Here is a 14,948-nt window from a genome sequence, read left to right as displayed (position 1 = left end):
CGGCCCGCATGGAACAACTCATCGAATGGATCAACCGGCAGGCACTGAGCACCAAGCTCAAATGGACCTACCTCGTCACGAGCGGCGGCGTGATGCTGCTGTCGACGCTGTTCCTGATCGGCATCCAGCTGTACTTCTTCACGGCCGCGCTGGTGCGCCAGACGCAGTCGCAGGCGACGATGGTGGGCGAGAACCTGACGGCGGCCATGGCCTTCGCCGACGCCGAGGCGGCCGGCGACATCCTGTCCGCGCTGCGGGTGGCGCCGGACGTGCAATCGGCCGTCGCCTATGACGCGAAAGGCAAGGCGTTCGTCACCTTCGTGCGCGATCCGCAGTCGCCGCCCGCCGCGCACGACCCGCGTGCGCGCGAGACGGTGGTGGATGTCCGCGGCGTCAGCGTCACGCGCCGCATCCAGGTCGGCAGCCGCCTGCTGGGCACCGTGGTCGTGCGCAGCAGCGTGACGAGCGTGTACCGCCAGCTCGCGCTGTACCTCGCGCTGGCGCTGCCGATGACGCTGGCCCTGCTCAGCCTCTCATACTATACGCTGTCGCGCCTGCAGCGCTATTTCACGGCCCCGATCCGCGCGCTGTCGGCGGTGAGCGAGCAGATCTCGCGCCAGGGCGATTATTCGCTGCGCGCCGAGGTGTCGCAGGCGGCGGACATCGGCCTGCTGGCACGCACGTTCAACGGCATGCTGGACCGCATCCAGAAGCGCGAACTGGAACTGGAAGCGGAGATCAACGAACGCAAGCGCATCGAGGTCAAGCTGGACCGGCTGGCGCACTACGATCCCGTCACGCAGCTCAACAACCGGCACTTCTTCAACGAGCGGCTGGAATCGGTCCTCGCGCGCGCCCGCAAGTTCGACGAGCGCACGATCCTGATGTTCATCGACCTGGACAACTTCAAGACCGTCAACGACACGCTCGGCCACGACATCGGCGACGAGCTGCTGCGCCTCGTGTCGCGCCGGCTGTCGGAGACGCTGCGCTTCGGCGACGTGCTGTCGCGCATCGGCGGCGACGAATTCGGCATCATCCTCGAGAACGTGAGCCAGGTCGGCGTCGCGTCGCTGATCGCGGAAAAATGCCTGCTCAAGCTGGCCGACCCGATCCACATCCACGGCCACGACATCCACATCGGCGCGTCCATCGGCATCAGCGTGTATCCGGACGACGCGACCGACATGCACGCGCTGCTGAAATACGCCGACACCGCGATGTACTACGCGAAGAACGGCGGCAAGAACGCGTGGCGCATGTTCACGCCCAGCATGCGCGACGACGCCCATAAACGCTTCAAGCTGGACAACAACCTGCGGCGCGCGCTGGAACGCGACGAGTTCGTGCTGCACTACCAGCCGCAGGTCGACCTCAAGACGGGCGACATCGTCGGCGTCGAAGCGCTGATCCGCTGGATCCATCCGCAACTGGGCATGGTCAGCCCCAACGACTTCATCCCCGTCGCGGAGGACACGGGCCTCATCGTGCCGATCGGCGAATGGGTGCTGCGCGAAGCGTGCCGCGACCTGAAGCGGTGGCACGCGGAAGGCCATCCGCTGCGCGTGGCCGTCAACCTGTCGGGCCGCCAGCTCAAGGAAAACAACCTGGTCGCGGCCGTGCTGGCGACCCTGCGCGAAGCCGACGTCGATCCGTGCTGGCTCGAACTGGAACTGACGGAGAGCATGCTGATGGACGCCTCCACCGACATCGTCGACCGCCTGCACGCGCTGACGGACGCCGGCATCCAGCTCGCGATCGACGACTTCGGCACGGGCTATTCGTCGATGAGCTACCTGAAGACCTTCCCCGTGCGCGCGTTGAAGGTGGACCGCAGCTTCGTGCGCGGCCTGCCGCAGGATCCGGAAGACGCGGCCATCACGCGCGCCATCATCGCGATGGCCAGGAGTCTCAGGATGGAGATCGTGGCCGAAGGCATCGAGACGCAGGAACAGCACGATTTCCTGCGCGCGCACGGCTGCGACAAGTCGCAGGGCTACCTGTACGGCCGGCCGTGCGCGGCCGCGCAGATCGGGCAGATGCTCGCGCGCACGGGTGCGGGCGCCTGCGCCGTCGACTGAGTCCCGCTTACCACTCGACCACGACGGACGTCATGGCCGGCAGCGCCAGCGGCGCGTGCAGGTCGACGGCGGCGCCGGTCAGCACGTTGCGGCCCTGGCGCGCATCCTTCACCATGCCGGCGAAGCGCGACAGGTCCAGCTGCGTGCCCTGCGGATTCTTGTTCAGCACGACCATCACCGTCTGCCTGCCGTCGTGGCGGAAGTAGACGTAGTGGCCATCGCCGGGGATGTAGTGCGTCAGCTTGCCGGTCTTGACGGCGGAACTGGTCTTGCGCCAGTTGAACAGTGTGCGCACGAGGTGCTGCATGCCGCGCTGGGCGTCCGTCAGGCCCGTACCCGCGAACGCATCGACCTTGTCGCCCGCCCAGCCGCCCGGCATGTCCGCGCGCAGGACGCCGTCGGTGCGCTCCTTCGGCCCCTGGATCAGCATCTCGGTCCCATAAAACATCTGCGGAATGCCGCGCGTCGTCGCCATCAGGATCAGGTCCGTCTTCAAGAGGTCGATATTGCCGTCCACCTGCGCCAGCACGCGCGGACGGTCGTGGTTATCCGGGAAGACCATCAGCTTCAGCGGGTCCGCATACAGGTAGTCGGCCGCGATGGTCTCGTAGATCCTGATGAGGCCCTGGCCGCTGTCTTCCGGCGCCGTCAGCGCTTTCGGGGCCGTGTCGACGAGCGGAAAGTCCATCACGGACGGCAGTTCGGAACGGAAGCCGTCGCGGTTGACGACGCCCTTCTGCCAGTACGCGACCATGTACGGGCGGTCGTCCATCTCCTCGCCGACGACGTTCAGGTGCGGGTATTCCGCGTGCACGGCGCGGTTCCAATCGTTCAGGAAGGCCGGATCGGCATACGAATACGTGTCTTCGCGGATGCCGGACAGGTTCGCGTACTCGATCCACCACAGCGTGTTCTGGATCAGGTAGCGGGCCACCAGCTTGTTTTTCTGGTTCACGTCCGGCATCGACGTATCGAACCAGCCGTCGACGAAGCGCGCCTTCTCTTCCGGCGCCGCGTGGATGTCCTGCGCCACCGTGTGCTGGTTGTTGGTCTTGACGAACGTCCTGCCGTGGTTGATCCAGTCGGACGACGGCATGTCCCGCATCCACCAGTGGCCCGTGCCGATGTGGTTCACGACGATGTCCTGGATCACGCCGATGCCGCGCGCGTTGGCCGCGGCCACGTAGTTGCGGTAGTCCTCGTTGCTGCCGAAGCGCGGATCGATCTTGTAGTAATCGGTCAGCGCATAGCCGTGGTACGAATACGCCTGCTGGTTGTTTTCCAGCAGCGGCGTGGGCCAGACCATCGTGAATCCGAGGTTGCGGATGTAATCGAGCTGCGCCTGCATGCCCGCCAGGTCGCCGCCGTGGCGCCCGTCCGGATTGCGCCGATCGCTCTTTTCGCGCATGCCCGCATCGTCGTTGGCCGGGTTCCCGTTCGCAAAGCGGTCGGGCACGATCAGGTAGACGGCGTCGGCGGAATCGAAGCCGCGCCGCTGCGCCGAATCCTTGCGGCGCGCTTCCAGGCGGTATGGCACGGTCGTCACCACGTCCTTGCCGCGCTTGAACTGCAGTTCCAGTGCGCCGGGCTTCGTCGTCGCCCCGATCTTCAGGTTCACGAACAGGAAGTTCGGATTGTCCGTGCGCTCGACGCCGGCGATGCGCACGCCGGGGTAAGCCAGCGCCGGCTCCAGCTCGGCGATCTTCTCGCCATGCACCATCACCTGCAGGTCGGGCGACTTCATACCGACCCACCAGTTCATCGGTTCCACGTGCTGGATGGCGTAGGGCGCGGCGCCGGCCCACAGGGCGGGCAACCAGGCCGAGATGACAAGAACAAGCTTCTTCATGAGGTCTCCAAGTTGATTTGTAGTAAAGTAACATCACAAATCGGCGACTTCAAGGCACTCCCTATAGACAACATGTAGTTTTACTTCCGCAAGCGATCTGCGCGGAAATACAGTAAGCTGTTGGCCCCATGCCGCAGACCATCCTCACCCCCGTCCACCACGAACTGATCATCAAGAAAAGCCGCTTCATCGCCTGCGTCCAGCCGATGCCCGACCGGGCCGGGGCGCAGAAGATCGTCGCGGGGCTCAAGGCGGCGCATCCGGGCGCCGCGCACGTGTGCTGGGCGCTGCTGGCGGGCGGGCAATCGGCCGCCGTCGACGATGGGGAGCCCAGCGGCACGGCGGGCCGTCCCATGCTGGACGTGCTGCGCCACCAGGACCTGGAAGGCGTACTGGCGACCGTCGTGCGCTATTTCGGCGGCGTCAAGCTGGGCGCGGGCGGCCTCGTGCGCGCCTACACGGACAGCGTCGCCCAGGCGCTGCTGGGTGCGCAGAAAATCGCCATCATCCGCCAGCGCCACCTGCGCTGCGACGCGCCCTACCCGCTCGAAGGCCTCATTCGCCGCGAACTGGACACCGCCGGCGCCACGCTGGACGCCGTCCAGCATGCGGACGTTGTCTCATTCGCCTTCCACCTGCCGGACGACAAGGCCGCCGCACTCATTGCCCGGTTGAGCGAGGCGGGCAATGGCCGCATCCATTGGCTCGCGGAAAACGACGACCCGCAAGCAGACTCGGCCTGATACCGCTATCATGTGAGGCTATACCGGACATCACGACTCGAAAGCGGACTCGCCTGACGCGAGCCGCCATAATGTCCGGCTTCCTCCAGGAAAGACTACACACATGATCAAGAAAAGCCTGGCGCCCCTGGCCCTAGGCGGTTTCGGTATCGGCATGACGGAATTCGTCATGATGGGCATCCTGCCCGATATCGCGACCGGCCTGGACATTTCCATTCCCCAAGCGGGCTATCTGATTTCGGCGTATGCGGTCGGCGTGGTCGTCGGCGCGCCGACGCTCGTCAGCATGCTGTCGCACCGCCCGCCGCGCAGCGTGCTGATCTGGTTCATGCTGATGTTCACGGCATTCAACGCGCTCTCGGCCTTCGCCCCGAACTTCCACACGATGCTGCTGTTCCGCTTCCTGGCCGGCCTGCCGCACGGTGCCTTCTTCGGCGTGGGCGCCGTGGTCGCCACGCGTCTCGCGGACAAGGGCAAGGAAGCGGCCGCGCTTGCCAGCATGTTCTCCGGCCTGACCATTGCCAACGTGCTGGGCGTGCCCGCCGGCACCTGGCTCGGCCACAACATGAGCTGGCGCTTCGTGTTCCTGATCGTGGCCGTGATCGGCCTCGCGACGATGATCATGCTGCACAAGCTGATCCCGTATTTCGAGGCGACGCCGGGCGCAGGGCTGCGCCAGGACCTGAAGATCTTCCGCAAGCCGAACCTGTGGCTCGCGCTGGGCATCACGTCGATCGGCACGGGCGGCTTCTTCGCCTGGCTCAGCTACATCGCCCCGCTGCTGACGGACGTGACGCACTTCCACGCGAATACGATCCCGCTGATCATGACGGCGGTGGGCGTCGGCATGACGGTCGGCGTGAACGTGGGCGGCAAGCTGGCGGACCGCGTGCCGCCGCTGACCGCGATCATCATCCTCCTGATCACGATGGTTGCGCTGCTGTGCATGAACGCGCTGCTGGCGTCGTCGCAGCCGGCGATGATGGTGCTGGCGTTTGCCGTCGGCGCGAATGCGCTGGCACTGGGCCCGCCGATCCAGATGCTGCTGATCGAGCACTCGCGCGAAGCGGAGATGCTGGGCTCGTCGCTGGGCCAGTCCGGCTTCAATATCGGCAATGCGCTGGGTGCGTTCCTCGGCGGGATTCCGCTGACGCTGGGCTATTCGTATGCGTCGCCGCAATGGGTGGCGGCGAGCCTCGCCCTGTCCGGCGTCGTGCTGGCGCTCGCGATGCGCGCGCATGGCCGGCGGGGCGCGGTGGCGGTGCCGGCTTAAGCGCCGCGGCGCTTTCTTCTCGCCACACCCGCCGCCGCGAGCCCGGCCAGGACCAGCGCGATACTGCCCGGCTCCGGCACATGGGCCGACGCCGCATCGCCGCCCTGGTCGAGCTTCAATCCGGCGATATCGACCGGATTGAAGTAATGATTCGAATTGACCTGCACGGTGGACGACCAGGTATCGACGATCACATTCCCATTGATGACGCCCCAGTTCGCCGTCTGCGTCGCATACGGCGCCAGTACGCTGCCGATCACGCCGCGCACGTCGATCGTCTGCGCTTCGTAGAAGTTGAACAGCACGTTGTAGCCGGCGAGCGGCTCGAAGCTGATGCCGCCGTTGTTGAAGGTGCCCGCGCTGCCGCTCACGTTGAAGACGAGCGTCTCGCCGGGTACCAGCTTGTCGAGAGTCCAGCTGCTGGAATTCGCGAACAGGTCGGACGACACGTTGAAAATGTCGACGCCGCCCTTCCCGCTGCCCGTCACCTGGACGCCGCTCCATAGACGCGTCACCGCGCCCGTTGCGTCGAGGTCGGACAGCGCATCGGCCACGCCCGTGTAATAGCCGGCCGCCGCCTTGAAGTCGACCGGATTGCTCGTCGCCATCTGCGGCGTCGCGGCCCAAGTCAGCGCGCTCGTGCCGCCCACATACGCCTTGCCGTTCTCGATCGAACCACCCTGCAACGACAGGTTGCCGCCCGCGACGAGCGCATAGCCGTCCTTGCCGAACGCGTTCTTGCCATTGCGGTTGATCGAATAGCTGGACACTGTCACGTTGCCCCCGGCCACCACCGCGCCTTCGACGTCGCTGGACGGCGCCGTGAAATCGTGGATCGCGTACAGGTTCGCGCCGCCGACCGGTGCCATCAGATTCAGCACGGTCGCATGAGCGGGTCCTGCGCCGAGAATGGCGACAGCGAGGGCAATCGGGGCAACGCGCATGATATTTCTCAATAGAAAATTATAATTCTCTAAAGTATCATTATTTTCGATAATTCTCGATAGAATATTTCCTCTTATTCACCCAGCATGGCCGCCGTGTTCGTCACCGTGGCAAATTCGCCATGCAGGCTCGCCACCGCCGTCGCATGCATCTGCTCCGCGCTGAACCACGTGCCATCCGGCCCCGTGCGCTCGTGCGTCGCGCAGGCATCCTCGACGAGGAACGTTTGAAAACCGAGATTGCCGGCCATGCGCGCCGTCGTCGACACGCAGTGGTCCGTCGTCAGGCCGCACAGCACGACCGTCTCGATGCCGCCCGCGCGCAACCGCGCTTCCAGGTCTGTGCCGATGAAGGCACTGTTCACATCCTTCGGAATGACGATCTCGCCCGGCAGCGGCTGCGCTTCCCGCTTGAACGCGTGGCCCGGCGTGCCAGGATGGAACGCGCCCCGTGCGCTGCGCGAACCATGCTGGACGTGGAACAGCGGCCGTCCCGCTTTTCTCCAGGCGGCCAGCAGCGCCCCGATGTTTTGCTCGGCCTGGGGGTGATTGCGTCGGCCCCAGCGCGGGTCGAGGAAGCCCTGCTGGACGTCGATAACGATCAGGGCGGCGTTGGTCAGCGTTTGCATGTGTGTCCTTTCATGAAAAACCACATGGTCGCCGCCGCGTCTCCATGACGCTACCGAAATGCCGGATAATTGCCGGCTCATCCATGACAGATTTCGATGGCCCATGAAGCTCAGCCAACTTCACATGCTCGTCGCGGTGGCGGACCACGGCAGCTTCAGCGCGGCCGCGGCGGAACTCGGGTGCACGCAGTCGCGCATCAGCCATGCGATCGCGGAGCTGGAACGCGAACTGGATACGTGCCTGCTGGCGCGTGCGCGTGACGGCTCGCTGCCCACCGAAGCCGGCCTGCGCGTGCTGGACAAGGCCCGCGCGATGCTGCGGCTCGAAGACGCCCTGCGCGCCAGCGTGCGTGACGACGACGCCATCGAAGGCCGGGTGCGCATCGCGTGCTTCCGCAGCATCGGCACGCACCTGCTGCCATATGTCGCCGAAGCGCTGGCGGCCCGCCATCCGCAACTCGTGCTCGACATCGACGACGCTTGCAACGACCGCCTGGAAGTCGTGGCCGCGCTGCGTGCGGGCCGCGCGGACGTCGGCATCGCCCAGCTGCCCGTGGAAGACGGCTTCGTCGTCCACCCGTACGTGGCCGACGACTACGTGCTCGTCGTGCCGGCCGCGCGCGCGTTCACGCTGCCCGTGACGTGGGGCCAGCTGGACGGTCTGCCGTTCATCCGCCTCGGCTGCTCGGGCGCGGATGCGATCCTCGCGCGCTGCCGTGCGGCCGGCCTGGTCGCCACGGCCGAGCGCACGCTGGGCAACGACACGAGCATCGCGGCGATGGTGGCGCGCGGCATGGGCTGGTCGATCCTGCCGCGCCTCGCGACGTATCCCGAACCGGACGAGGTGCGCGTGCTGCCGCTGCCGATCCCGGCACGCCGCCAGTTCGCGCTGGCGGGAGCGCGCGATACGATGCGCAGCGCGCGCGTCAAGGCCGTGCTGGACGTGCTGCGCGACCGCCGGCTGCTGGCGGCCACGCGCGCGCACCAGGCGGGCATCCTGCATTGTCCATGACCTCCGAGGTCATGCCGGCATGACCTCGCACGTGATTGAGCGCGCCGCGTTCGATCGCCACACTGTGGTCTCCAACAACGCAGGAGACCACCATGTCCGACCAGATCCTCAAGGCCCAGGTCCTCAAAGCCCACGCACTGCGCGCATTGCACACGCCAAGCGCGCCGCTCGTCCTCTTCAACTGCTGGGATGCCGGCAGCGCCAAGGCCATCGCCGCCGCCGGCGCCCAGGCCATCGCCACCGCCAGCTGGGCCGTCGCCGCCGCCAACGGTTACGAGGACGGCGAACACGTGCCCCGTGACCTGGCCATTGCCAACATCGCACGCATCGCCCGCGCCGTCGCCTTGCCCGTGACCGTCGACCTGGAACGCGGCTATGGCGCCACGCCGATCGAGGTCGCCGACACCGTCACGCAAGCGATCCGCGCCGGCGCCGTCGGCTGCAACCTCGAAGACGGCATCGCGGCCGGCGGCCTGCGCGATCCCGGCGAACAGGCCCTGCGCCTGCAAGCGGCACGCGACGCCGCCGACGGGATCGACGTCCCGCTCTTCATCAATGCCCGCACGGACGGCTTCCTGCTCGCGGCACCGGGCGATCACGACGACGCCCTGCTCGACGCCACGCTGGCGCGCGCCCGCGTGTACGCCGCGCACGGCGCGGATGGCCTGTTCGTGCCGGGCCTCGTCGATGCGGCGCTGATCGAACGGCTCGTGCAGGCATCGCCCCTGCCCGTCAACCTGATGGCCGCCGCCGGCACGCCACCCCTGGCCACGTTGCGCGCCCTCGGCGTCGCGCGCCTGAGCCACGGCCCCGGCCCGTACCTGCAGGCGATGCGCGCACTGGAAGACGCCGCGCGCGGCGTCGCCGCATGATGCCGGCCCGGCTCGCGCTCGCGGCGGCGCTCATGCTGTCCTCCGCATTCACCGCGGCATCCGACCACCTGGATTCGCCGAAGGTCATCGCGGACCCGCGCGTTGACATCGGCGACATCTACGCGTGGACGTCGGCCGACGGCCGCCGGCTGAATCTCGTGATGACCATCGTCGGCCACGCGCTCGACAGGAATGCGGAATACGCGTTCCACATCGACAGCGGCCCGCGCTTTCCCGACACGACGGCCCGCACCGACATCGTGTGCCGCTTCCCATCGAAGACGCAGGCGGACTGCCTGATCGGCCGCGACGAAACCATCCAGGGCGACCCGGGCCGGCTGGCGGGACTCGCGAGCGCGAGCGGCCGCAGCCGGCTGTTCGCGGGCCTGCGCGACGACCCGTTCTTCAACAACGTGAAGGGTTCGCGCGCCGCGTTCGACCTGGCCGCGGCGACGCTCCCTCGCGTGGCGCGCGATGCGGCGGGCTGTCCCGCGTACACGCCGGCGCAGACGGCCGCGATCCTCGACCAGTGGCGCCACACGGATGGCGGCCCCGCCCGCAACTTCCTCGCGGGCTGGACGCCGATGGCGATCGTGCTCGAGGTCGACCTCGGCCTCGTCAACCGCGGCGGCCCCGTGCTGGCGGTGTGGGCCGATACGCTCGTCGACGACGTCCGCATCGACCGCATGGGCCGGCCGCTGACGGGCAACGGCCTGCTCGCGCACCTGGGCAGCGACGAGGACGCCGACGCCTACAAGCTCCGCTACAACGCGGCGACACCGGACACGGCGGCCGAATTCGTGCCCGTCATCGCAAAGTCGCTCGCGCTGTACGACGGCTACGACGGCCGCTGCGGCAACCAGCTCATGATCGACGCCGCCGCGCCGCCCGGGCAGCGCTACCTGCCGCTGGCCCGGTTGCTGGCCGACGACCGGCTGTGGGTCGACAGCGCGGTCACCACGTGCACGCGGCTGTTCGGCGTGGAGCTCGGGCAGCGAGACTGCGGCGGCCGGACACTCCATTACGACGCGGTGAACGTGTACCGCTCGCTGCTCGCCGGCGGCATGAACGATGCCGTCACGGACGGCGTGCGCGCGGACGACCAGCCGCACTCGGACACGGTGTTCCCGTTCCTATGAGGGTGTGCCTGTTCCTCATCCTGTGCCTGTGCATGAATGCCCGCGCACACGACTTCTGGGTCAATCCGGACAGCTTCGTCGTGTCGGTGGGCGCCAGCACCGCCTTGAGCATGCAGGTGGGCCACGGCGACGCGCGCCGCACGTCGATGATCCCGTCGCGCCGCATCCAGCGCTTCGCCGCATGGACGCCGGCCGGCGAGGTCATCGACTTGCGCAACGACGGCAGGCTCGCGCCCGCGGAGCCGGGCCTGCATCTGCTGGTACTGGAAACGGACGCGGACGCGCTGAGCCATCTGCCGGCCGACCGGTTCGACGCCTACGTGCGGGAAGAGGGTTTGTGGCCCGCGGCGGCCGCGCGCGGACGCGATGTCTTCGAACGTTACCGGCGCGTGGCGAAGGCGCTCGTGCAGGCCGGCGCGCCCGGCGAAGGCAGCCAGGACCTGGCCATGAAGCGCCTCGGCCTGCCGCTGGAAATCGTGTTGATGACATCGCCGTCGGACGGCGGCATGCTGACGGCGCAAGTCATCTTCAAAGGCTGTCCGTTGCGGCGCGCACTAGTAAAACTGACGGACCTCGACCACGACGCGCAGCCCGTCGCCGCGCAGGTCACGGATGGCGAAGGCCTCGTGCGGCTGCATCGTCCGCCGCCGGGCCACTGGCTGCTGAACGTCGTGTGGACCACGCCGCTGGACGGTGACGAAGGCATCGACTACGACACGATCTTTTCGAGCCTGTCCTTCGGGATCGACCCATGACCTCGGACGTCATGGCCCGGCGCCGCGCGGCCGGGTTATCATCGGCGGATGACGCCTCTCGACCTCGCCCCCGTCCCCGTCGGCCTGCTCCTGCGCGAATGGCGCGCGGCGCGGCGCCTGAGCCAGCTCGACCTGTCGCTGGACGCGAACATCTCCGCCCGCCACCTCAGCTGCATCGAAACGGGCAAGGCGCAGCCCAGCAGGACGCTGCTGATGCGCCTGGCCGACGTGCTGGACATGCCGCTGCGCGAACGTAACGCGCTGCTTCGCGCGGGCGGTTATGCGCCGAGCTATCCGGAGACGGGGCTCGACACGCCGGCCATGGGCCGCATCAACCAGGCGATCGATTTCATCCTGCGCCAGCAGGAACCGTATCCCGCATTCCTCATGAACCGGCACTGGGACATCCTCGCGACGAACCAGGCGGCGCAGCGCGTGAACGGTTTCGTGCTCGACGGGCGGGCGAGCAGGCACGCGAACATGCTGCGCGCCGTGTTCGATCCGGACGACCTGCGGGGCGCGCTGGCGAACTGGGACGACGTGGGCGGCACGCTGATCGGCCACCTGCACGCACTGGTCGCGGGGTCGCCGACGGATACGAAGGCGCGGGCGCTGCTGGACGAGATCCTCGCGTATCCGAACGTGCCGTCGCGCTGGCGGCTGCGCGACCTCGATACGCCGCCGGCGCCGCTGCTGACGACGGAATTCCGTCACCGCGGCGTGACGCTGAGCTTCTTTTCGACGATCACGACGTTCGGCACGCCGCGCGACGTCACCATCGACGGGCTGCACATCGAATCGTGCTTTCCGATGGACGAGGCGACGGCGCAGTTCTGCCGCCAGCTCGGCGGCTGAAATCCGTCAGACGAGCAGCGCGCCGCCCATCGACGCGGCGATCTCCGACGCTTCCTCGATCATGCGCTGGAGGGTTTCCTCGTCCAGCAGGTAGTCGAGCGCGCTCTCGCTGTGTTCGGGCAAGGGTGCGCGCGCCGTGCCGAGCGGCGACGGCACGCTGGCGTACATGTTCGCCAGCAGCAGCGTGTCGAGCAGCGAAGCGGGCGGCATGTGCAGCCAGGCGCCGCGCAGCTCGAAGATCGCCTCGGCGACTGGATCGGGCAGCGCCAGCTTGCGCGCCACTTCGCGCGTGACGACGTCCTCGCACAGCTCGGCCCATTTTTCCGGATCGTCGTCCAGCAGGCCCGGGAAGCCGTCGGCGCGCGACAGCAGGTAAAAGCCGCCGACCTCGTGGACGATGCCGGCGAACATCGCCGTGTCCGGATTGACGAAGGTAACGTGGTGCGCGAACACATGGGCCAGCGCGGCGACCTGCACCGTGTGTTCCCACAGCTGCTCGGCCTTGGCGCGCAGGTCCGGATCCTCGATGCGGGCGCCGAACTGGCGCACGACGAGGCTGGCGACGAGCATCTGCAGGTTGCGGTAGCCGACCCGCGTCACGGCCGAGCGCACGTTGGTGACGGGACGCCCGCTCGTGTTGAACGTCGAGGAATTGGCCAGCGCCACCGTGCGCGCCGCCAGCTGCGGCTCGCCCAGTACGAGGCGGATCGCGTCCTCCAGGTGGCAATCGGGATCGTTGAGCGCGTGCTGCAGGCGCAGCACCGCGTTCACGCTGGTCGGGAAGGAAATCTCACCGCGCGCCGCCTGGGCGGCGATGGTTCCAAAAGCTTCGAGTCTGTTCACGGCCGCGATTATACCGTGCCGTATCCAACGTAAATGCGTTTCCGGCGGCTTCGTGACAACTTGTGGTAGATCAGCAAAAAAAACGGCCCGCCAACTTCGGCGGGCCGCAGAGGGGCAGAAAGTGGTATGGCTTATTTGACCTTGATGGCGCTCTTGACGCTGGCTACGCCGTCGACGCCCTTCGCGACTTTCACAGCCTTGTCGGCCTGTTCCTTCGAATTCACGAAGCCGCTGAGCATCACGACGCCCTTTTCCGTCTCGACATGGATGCCGAGCGAATCGAGGTTCGGTTCCTTGACGAGGCCGGCCTTCACCTTGGTGGTGATGGCGGTATCGGAGGCGGCCACGCGGGTCTTGCCGGCGGCATTGCGGGTCTTGTCGACCGTCTGGTCGCCGGTGCGGTCCATCGCGTTGTCGGTCTTCTGGGCAACGGTCGAACCGGCCTCCTTCGTCTTCTCGACGGCCGAGTGCGCTACTTCCTTCGTCTTTTCAGCAACTGTCGCGGCCGCGGCCTTCACTTTGTCGCCCGCGGTCGCGGCAGTGTCGCGCGTCTTTGATGCCGCATCCGCAGCGGTGTCGCGCACGGCCGACGGTTTCGTTTCGACGAGGCAACCCGTCTTTGCATCGGCGCCCATCTGCGCACACTTGTCGACGGCGGCCGCCTTGGCCGGGTCGCGCGTATCGGTGCTGGTCACGAGGCCGCCGCCGGCAGCCTGGCTGCCGCCGCCGCTGGCGCCGCTGCTCGTCGTGCCTGCGCGGTCGGCCTTGGCGTCGGCCAGCGCGGCCGTGTGCACGGATTTCGCGTTATCCATGCAGCTGTCCTTGTCGGCGCCGCTCTTCGCGTCGCACTTGGCCTTGGCCAGGTCGTACTCGGCGTCGGCGACGTTGGTGCGCGTGCGGGCGCGGCCGGCTGCCGTGTTGTTGTACTTGGACAGTGCATCGGCCTCGGTGCGGGTGCGCGCCAGCCGGGCTTCGGCCATGCAGATGTCCTTGTCGCTGCCGCTCCGGGCGTCGCATTTCGCTGTCGCCGCCCGGTATTCCGACTCCGCTTTCTGGGTGAGATTGCGGTAGGTCGCCGGGTCGTGGTTGAGTGCCGCAGTCGGTGCCGCGGCGAAGCTCGCGCCTGCAGCCGTCGCGAGCAAGGTCGCAATCAGCGTTTTCATGGTCTTGTCCCTGTGTTGTTTGTTGTGACAGCCAGATTTAACGCCCGCACGCCAGGGACCTCTGTGCGGCAACGAACGCTAGTCTCAATCGTCGCTGAGCAGCCCCTCGCGCCACAACGGCGCCGCGTCCTCGAACGGCTTGCCGGCACTGCCGAAGCGCGCGCCGTCGCGCGCGAGGCCCACCCATGCGCGGGTATCGTGGCCGTTGCGCGCAACCGGCTGGTCGTGCCTGAGCTTTTCCAGCCACGCGTAGATGCGGCCGTAGTCGCCGGGGTGGCGGTCGTGCGTCCAGGCCAGCGCCACCAGGTCGGCATAGCCTTCCTCGCGGCGGGTTTCGCGCATCGCCTTCGATGCCGCCAGCAGCGACGGATCGTCCGCCGTCTCTTCGTTCACCTCGACGAAACCGGCCGGCAGCGCATGCCACGCGCCCTGCGCATAGCGCCAGCAATGGCCGATCTCGTGGGCCGCCATCGCCTCGATCAATTCGCCCTGCCCGGCCGCCGGCACGCCGTCGAGCTGGCGCTCGGCATCCGGATTGCCGCGCAGCGACAGCACGAGCTTGCAGCGGCCGCCCGCGAAGCCCATCGCCATCGGCACGTCGTTCGGGCCGGCCTGCGGCTGGACGACGACATCGATGGGCAGGTTCAGGCTGCGCGAGTACGCGAGGACGGGGAGCGCGGCACCGAGCCAGCGCTGCTCCAGCGGCGTGAGGTCGGCGGCGGCGGCGGGAAGGGTTGCGCACAGCAGCGCTGCGGCGAGGACGGCTTTGGACATGATGGGCTTCCCGTTG

At 67.6% G+C, this 14,948-nt stretch carries 14 protein-coding genes; 8 read left to right on the top strand and 6 right to left on the bottom strand.

The genetic code is table 11. The features are described from left to right. Positions 1 to 8: 8 nt before the first annotated feature. Positions 9 to 2,081: a putative bifunctional diguanylate cyclase/phosphodiesterase gene (locus ACEN9G_RS18360; protein ID WP_413339652.1), complete on the top strand. Its 2,073-nt coding sequence runs from the start codon at positions 9 to 11 to the stop codon at positions 2,079 to 2,081. Between the two features lie 7 nt (positions 2,082 to 2,088). Here ACEN9G_RS18360 and ACEN9G_RS18355 read toward each other — a convergent pair whose 3' ends face one another. Beyond that, a complete protein-coding gene (locus tag ACEN9G_RS18355; protein WP_413339650.1) occupies positions 2,089 to 3,930 on the bottom strand; it encodes a glycoside hydrolase family 13 protein in 1,842 nt (613 codons plus the stop codon). A gap of 128 nt (positions 3,931 to 4,058) precedes the next feature. Here ACEN9G_RS18355 and ACEN9G_RS18350 point away from each other — a divergent pair, with 128 nt between their 5' ends. Both ACEN9G_RS18350 and ACEN9G_RS18345 read left to right on the top strand, forming a co-directional pair. Next, entirely contained in the window at positions 4,059 to 4,673 is a 615-nt protein-coding gene (locus tag ACEN9G_RS18350) for an IMPACT family protein (RefSeq protein WP_413339648.1), read from the top strand. Positions 4,674 to 4,776: 103 nt separating this feature from the next. After that, positions 4,777 to 5,946, top strand: a complete 1,170-nt coding sequence (locus ACEN9G_RS18345) for an MFS transporter (protein WP_413339646.1) — start codon at positions 4,777 to 4,779, stop codon at positions 5,944 to 5,946. Here the strand turns inward: ACEN9G_RS18345 and ACEN9G_RS18340 are convergent. Together ACEN9G_RS18340 and ACEN9G_RS18335 are read right to left on the bottom strand one after the other, a co-directional pair. Beyond that, positions 5,943 to 6,827, bottom strand: coding sequence for a choice-of-anchor A family protein (locus tag ACEN9G_RS18340; RefSeq protein WP_483126831.1), 885 nt, complete (start codon positions 6,825 to 6,827; stop codon positions 5,943 to 5,945). The genes ACEN9G_RS18345 and ACEN9G_RS18340 overlap by 4 nt on opposite strands. A gap of 137 nt (positions 6,828 to 6,964) precedes the next feature. Next, complete coding sequence (locus ACEN9G_RS18335; RefSeq protein WP_413339642.1) at positions 6,965 to 7,519, bottom strand: cysteine hydrolase family protein; 555 nt, start codon at positions 7,517 to 7,519, stop codon at positions 6,965 to 6,967. Between the two features lie 103 nt (positions 7,520 to 7,622). Between ACEN9G_RS18335 and ACEN9G_RS18330 the strand changes: the two genes are divergently transcribed. The 5 genes from ACEN9G_RS18330 (at position 7,623) to ACEN9G_RS18310 (ending at position 12,152) form a co-directional block, all read left to right on the top strand. Next, positions 7,623 to 8,531 (top strand): LysR family transcriptional regulator, encoded by a 909-nt coding sequence (locus ACEN9G_RS18330; RefSeq protein WP_483126830.1) that lies wholly within the window; start codon positions 7,623 to 7,625, stop codon positions 8,529 to 8,531. 92 nt (positions 8,532 to 8,623) lie between these two features. Then, on the top strand, positions 8,624 to 9,403 hold the full coding sequence (locus ACEN9G_RS18325; protein WP_413343505.1) for an isocitrate lyase/PEP mutase family protein: 780 nt from the start codon (positions 8,624 to 8,626) through the stop codon (positions 9,401 to 9,403). Next, positions 9,400 to 10,542, top strand: coding sequence for a DUF4331 family protein (locus ACEN9G_RS18320; RefSeq protein ID WP_413343507.1), 1,143 nt, complete (start codon positions 9,400 to 9,402; stop codon positions 10,540 to 10,542). The genes ACEN9G_RS18325 and ACEN9G_RS18320 overlap by 4 nt, the downstream gene beginning before the upstream one ends. 32 nt (positions 10,543 to 10,574) lie before the next feature. After that, the gene (locus ACEN9G_RS18315) at positions 10,575 to 11,297 is read left to right on the top strand and encodes a DUF4198 domain-containing protein (protein ID WP_413343508.1); all 723 of its coding nucleotides are present in this window, start codon (positions 10,575 to 10,577) and stop codon (positions 11,295 to 11,297) included. Between the two features lie 48 nt (positions 11,298 to 11,345). Then, entirely contained in the window at positions 11,346 to 12,152 is an 807-nt protein-coding gene (locus ACEN9G_RS18310) for a helix-turn-helix domain-containing protein (protein WP_371769137.1), read from the top strand. Positions 12,153 to 12,158: 6 nt separating this feature from the next. On the opposite strand, the gene ACEN9G_RS18305 is transcribed toward ACEN9G_RS18310, so the two are convergent. From ACEN9G_RS18305 to ACEN9G_RS18295, 3 genes are all read right to left on the bottom strand, one after another. Then, on the bottom strand, positions 12,159 to 12,995 hold the full coding sequence (locus tag ACEN9G_RS18305) for an HDOD domain-containing protein (RefSeq protein WP_413343510.1): 837 nt from the start codon (positions 12,993 to 12,995) through the stop codon (positions 12,159 to 12,161). A 131-nt stretch (positions 12,996 to 13,126) separates the two neighbouring features. Further along, positions 13,127 to 14,158, bottom strand: a complete 1,032-nt coding sequence (locus ACEN9G_RS18300; RefSeq protein ID WP_483126829.1) for a BON domain-containing protein — start codon at positions 14,156 to 14,158, stop codon at positions 13,127 to 13,129. 84 nt (positions 14,159 to 14,242) lie between these two features. Further along, entirely contained in the window at positions 14,243 to 14,932 is a 690-nt protein-coding gene (locus ACEN9G_RS18295; RefSeq protein WP_413345156.1) for a hypothetical protein, read from the bottom strand. Positions 14,933 to 14,948: the final 16 nt, after the last annotated feature.

The organism is Massilia sp. Masssp94, assembly GCF_059491305.1.
This window is presented reverse-complemented; position numbering and strand designations above follow the sequence as displayed.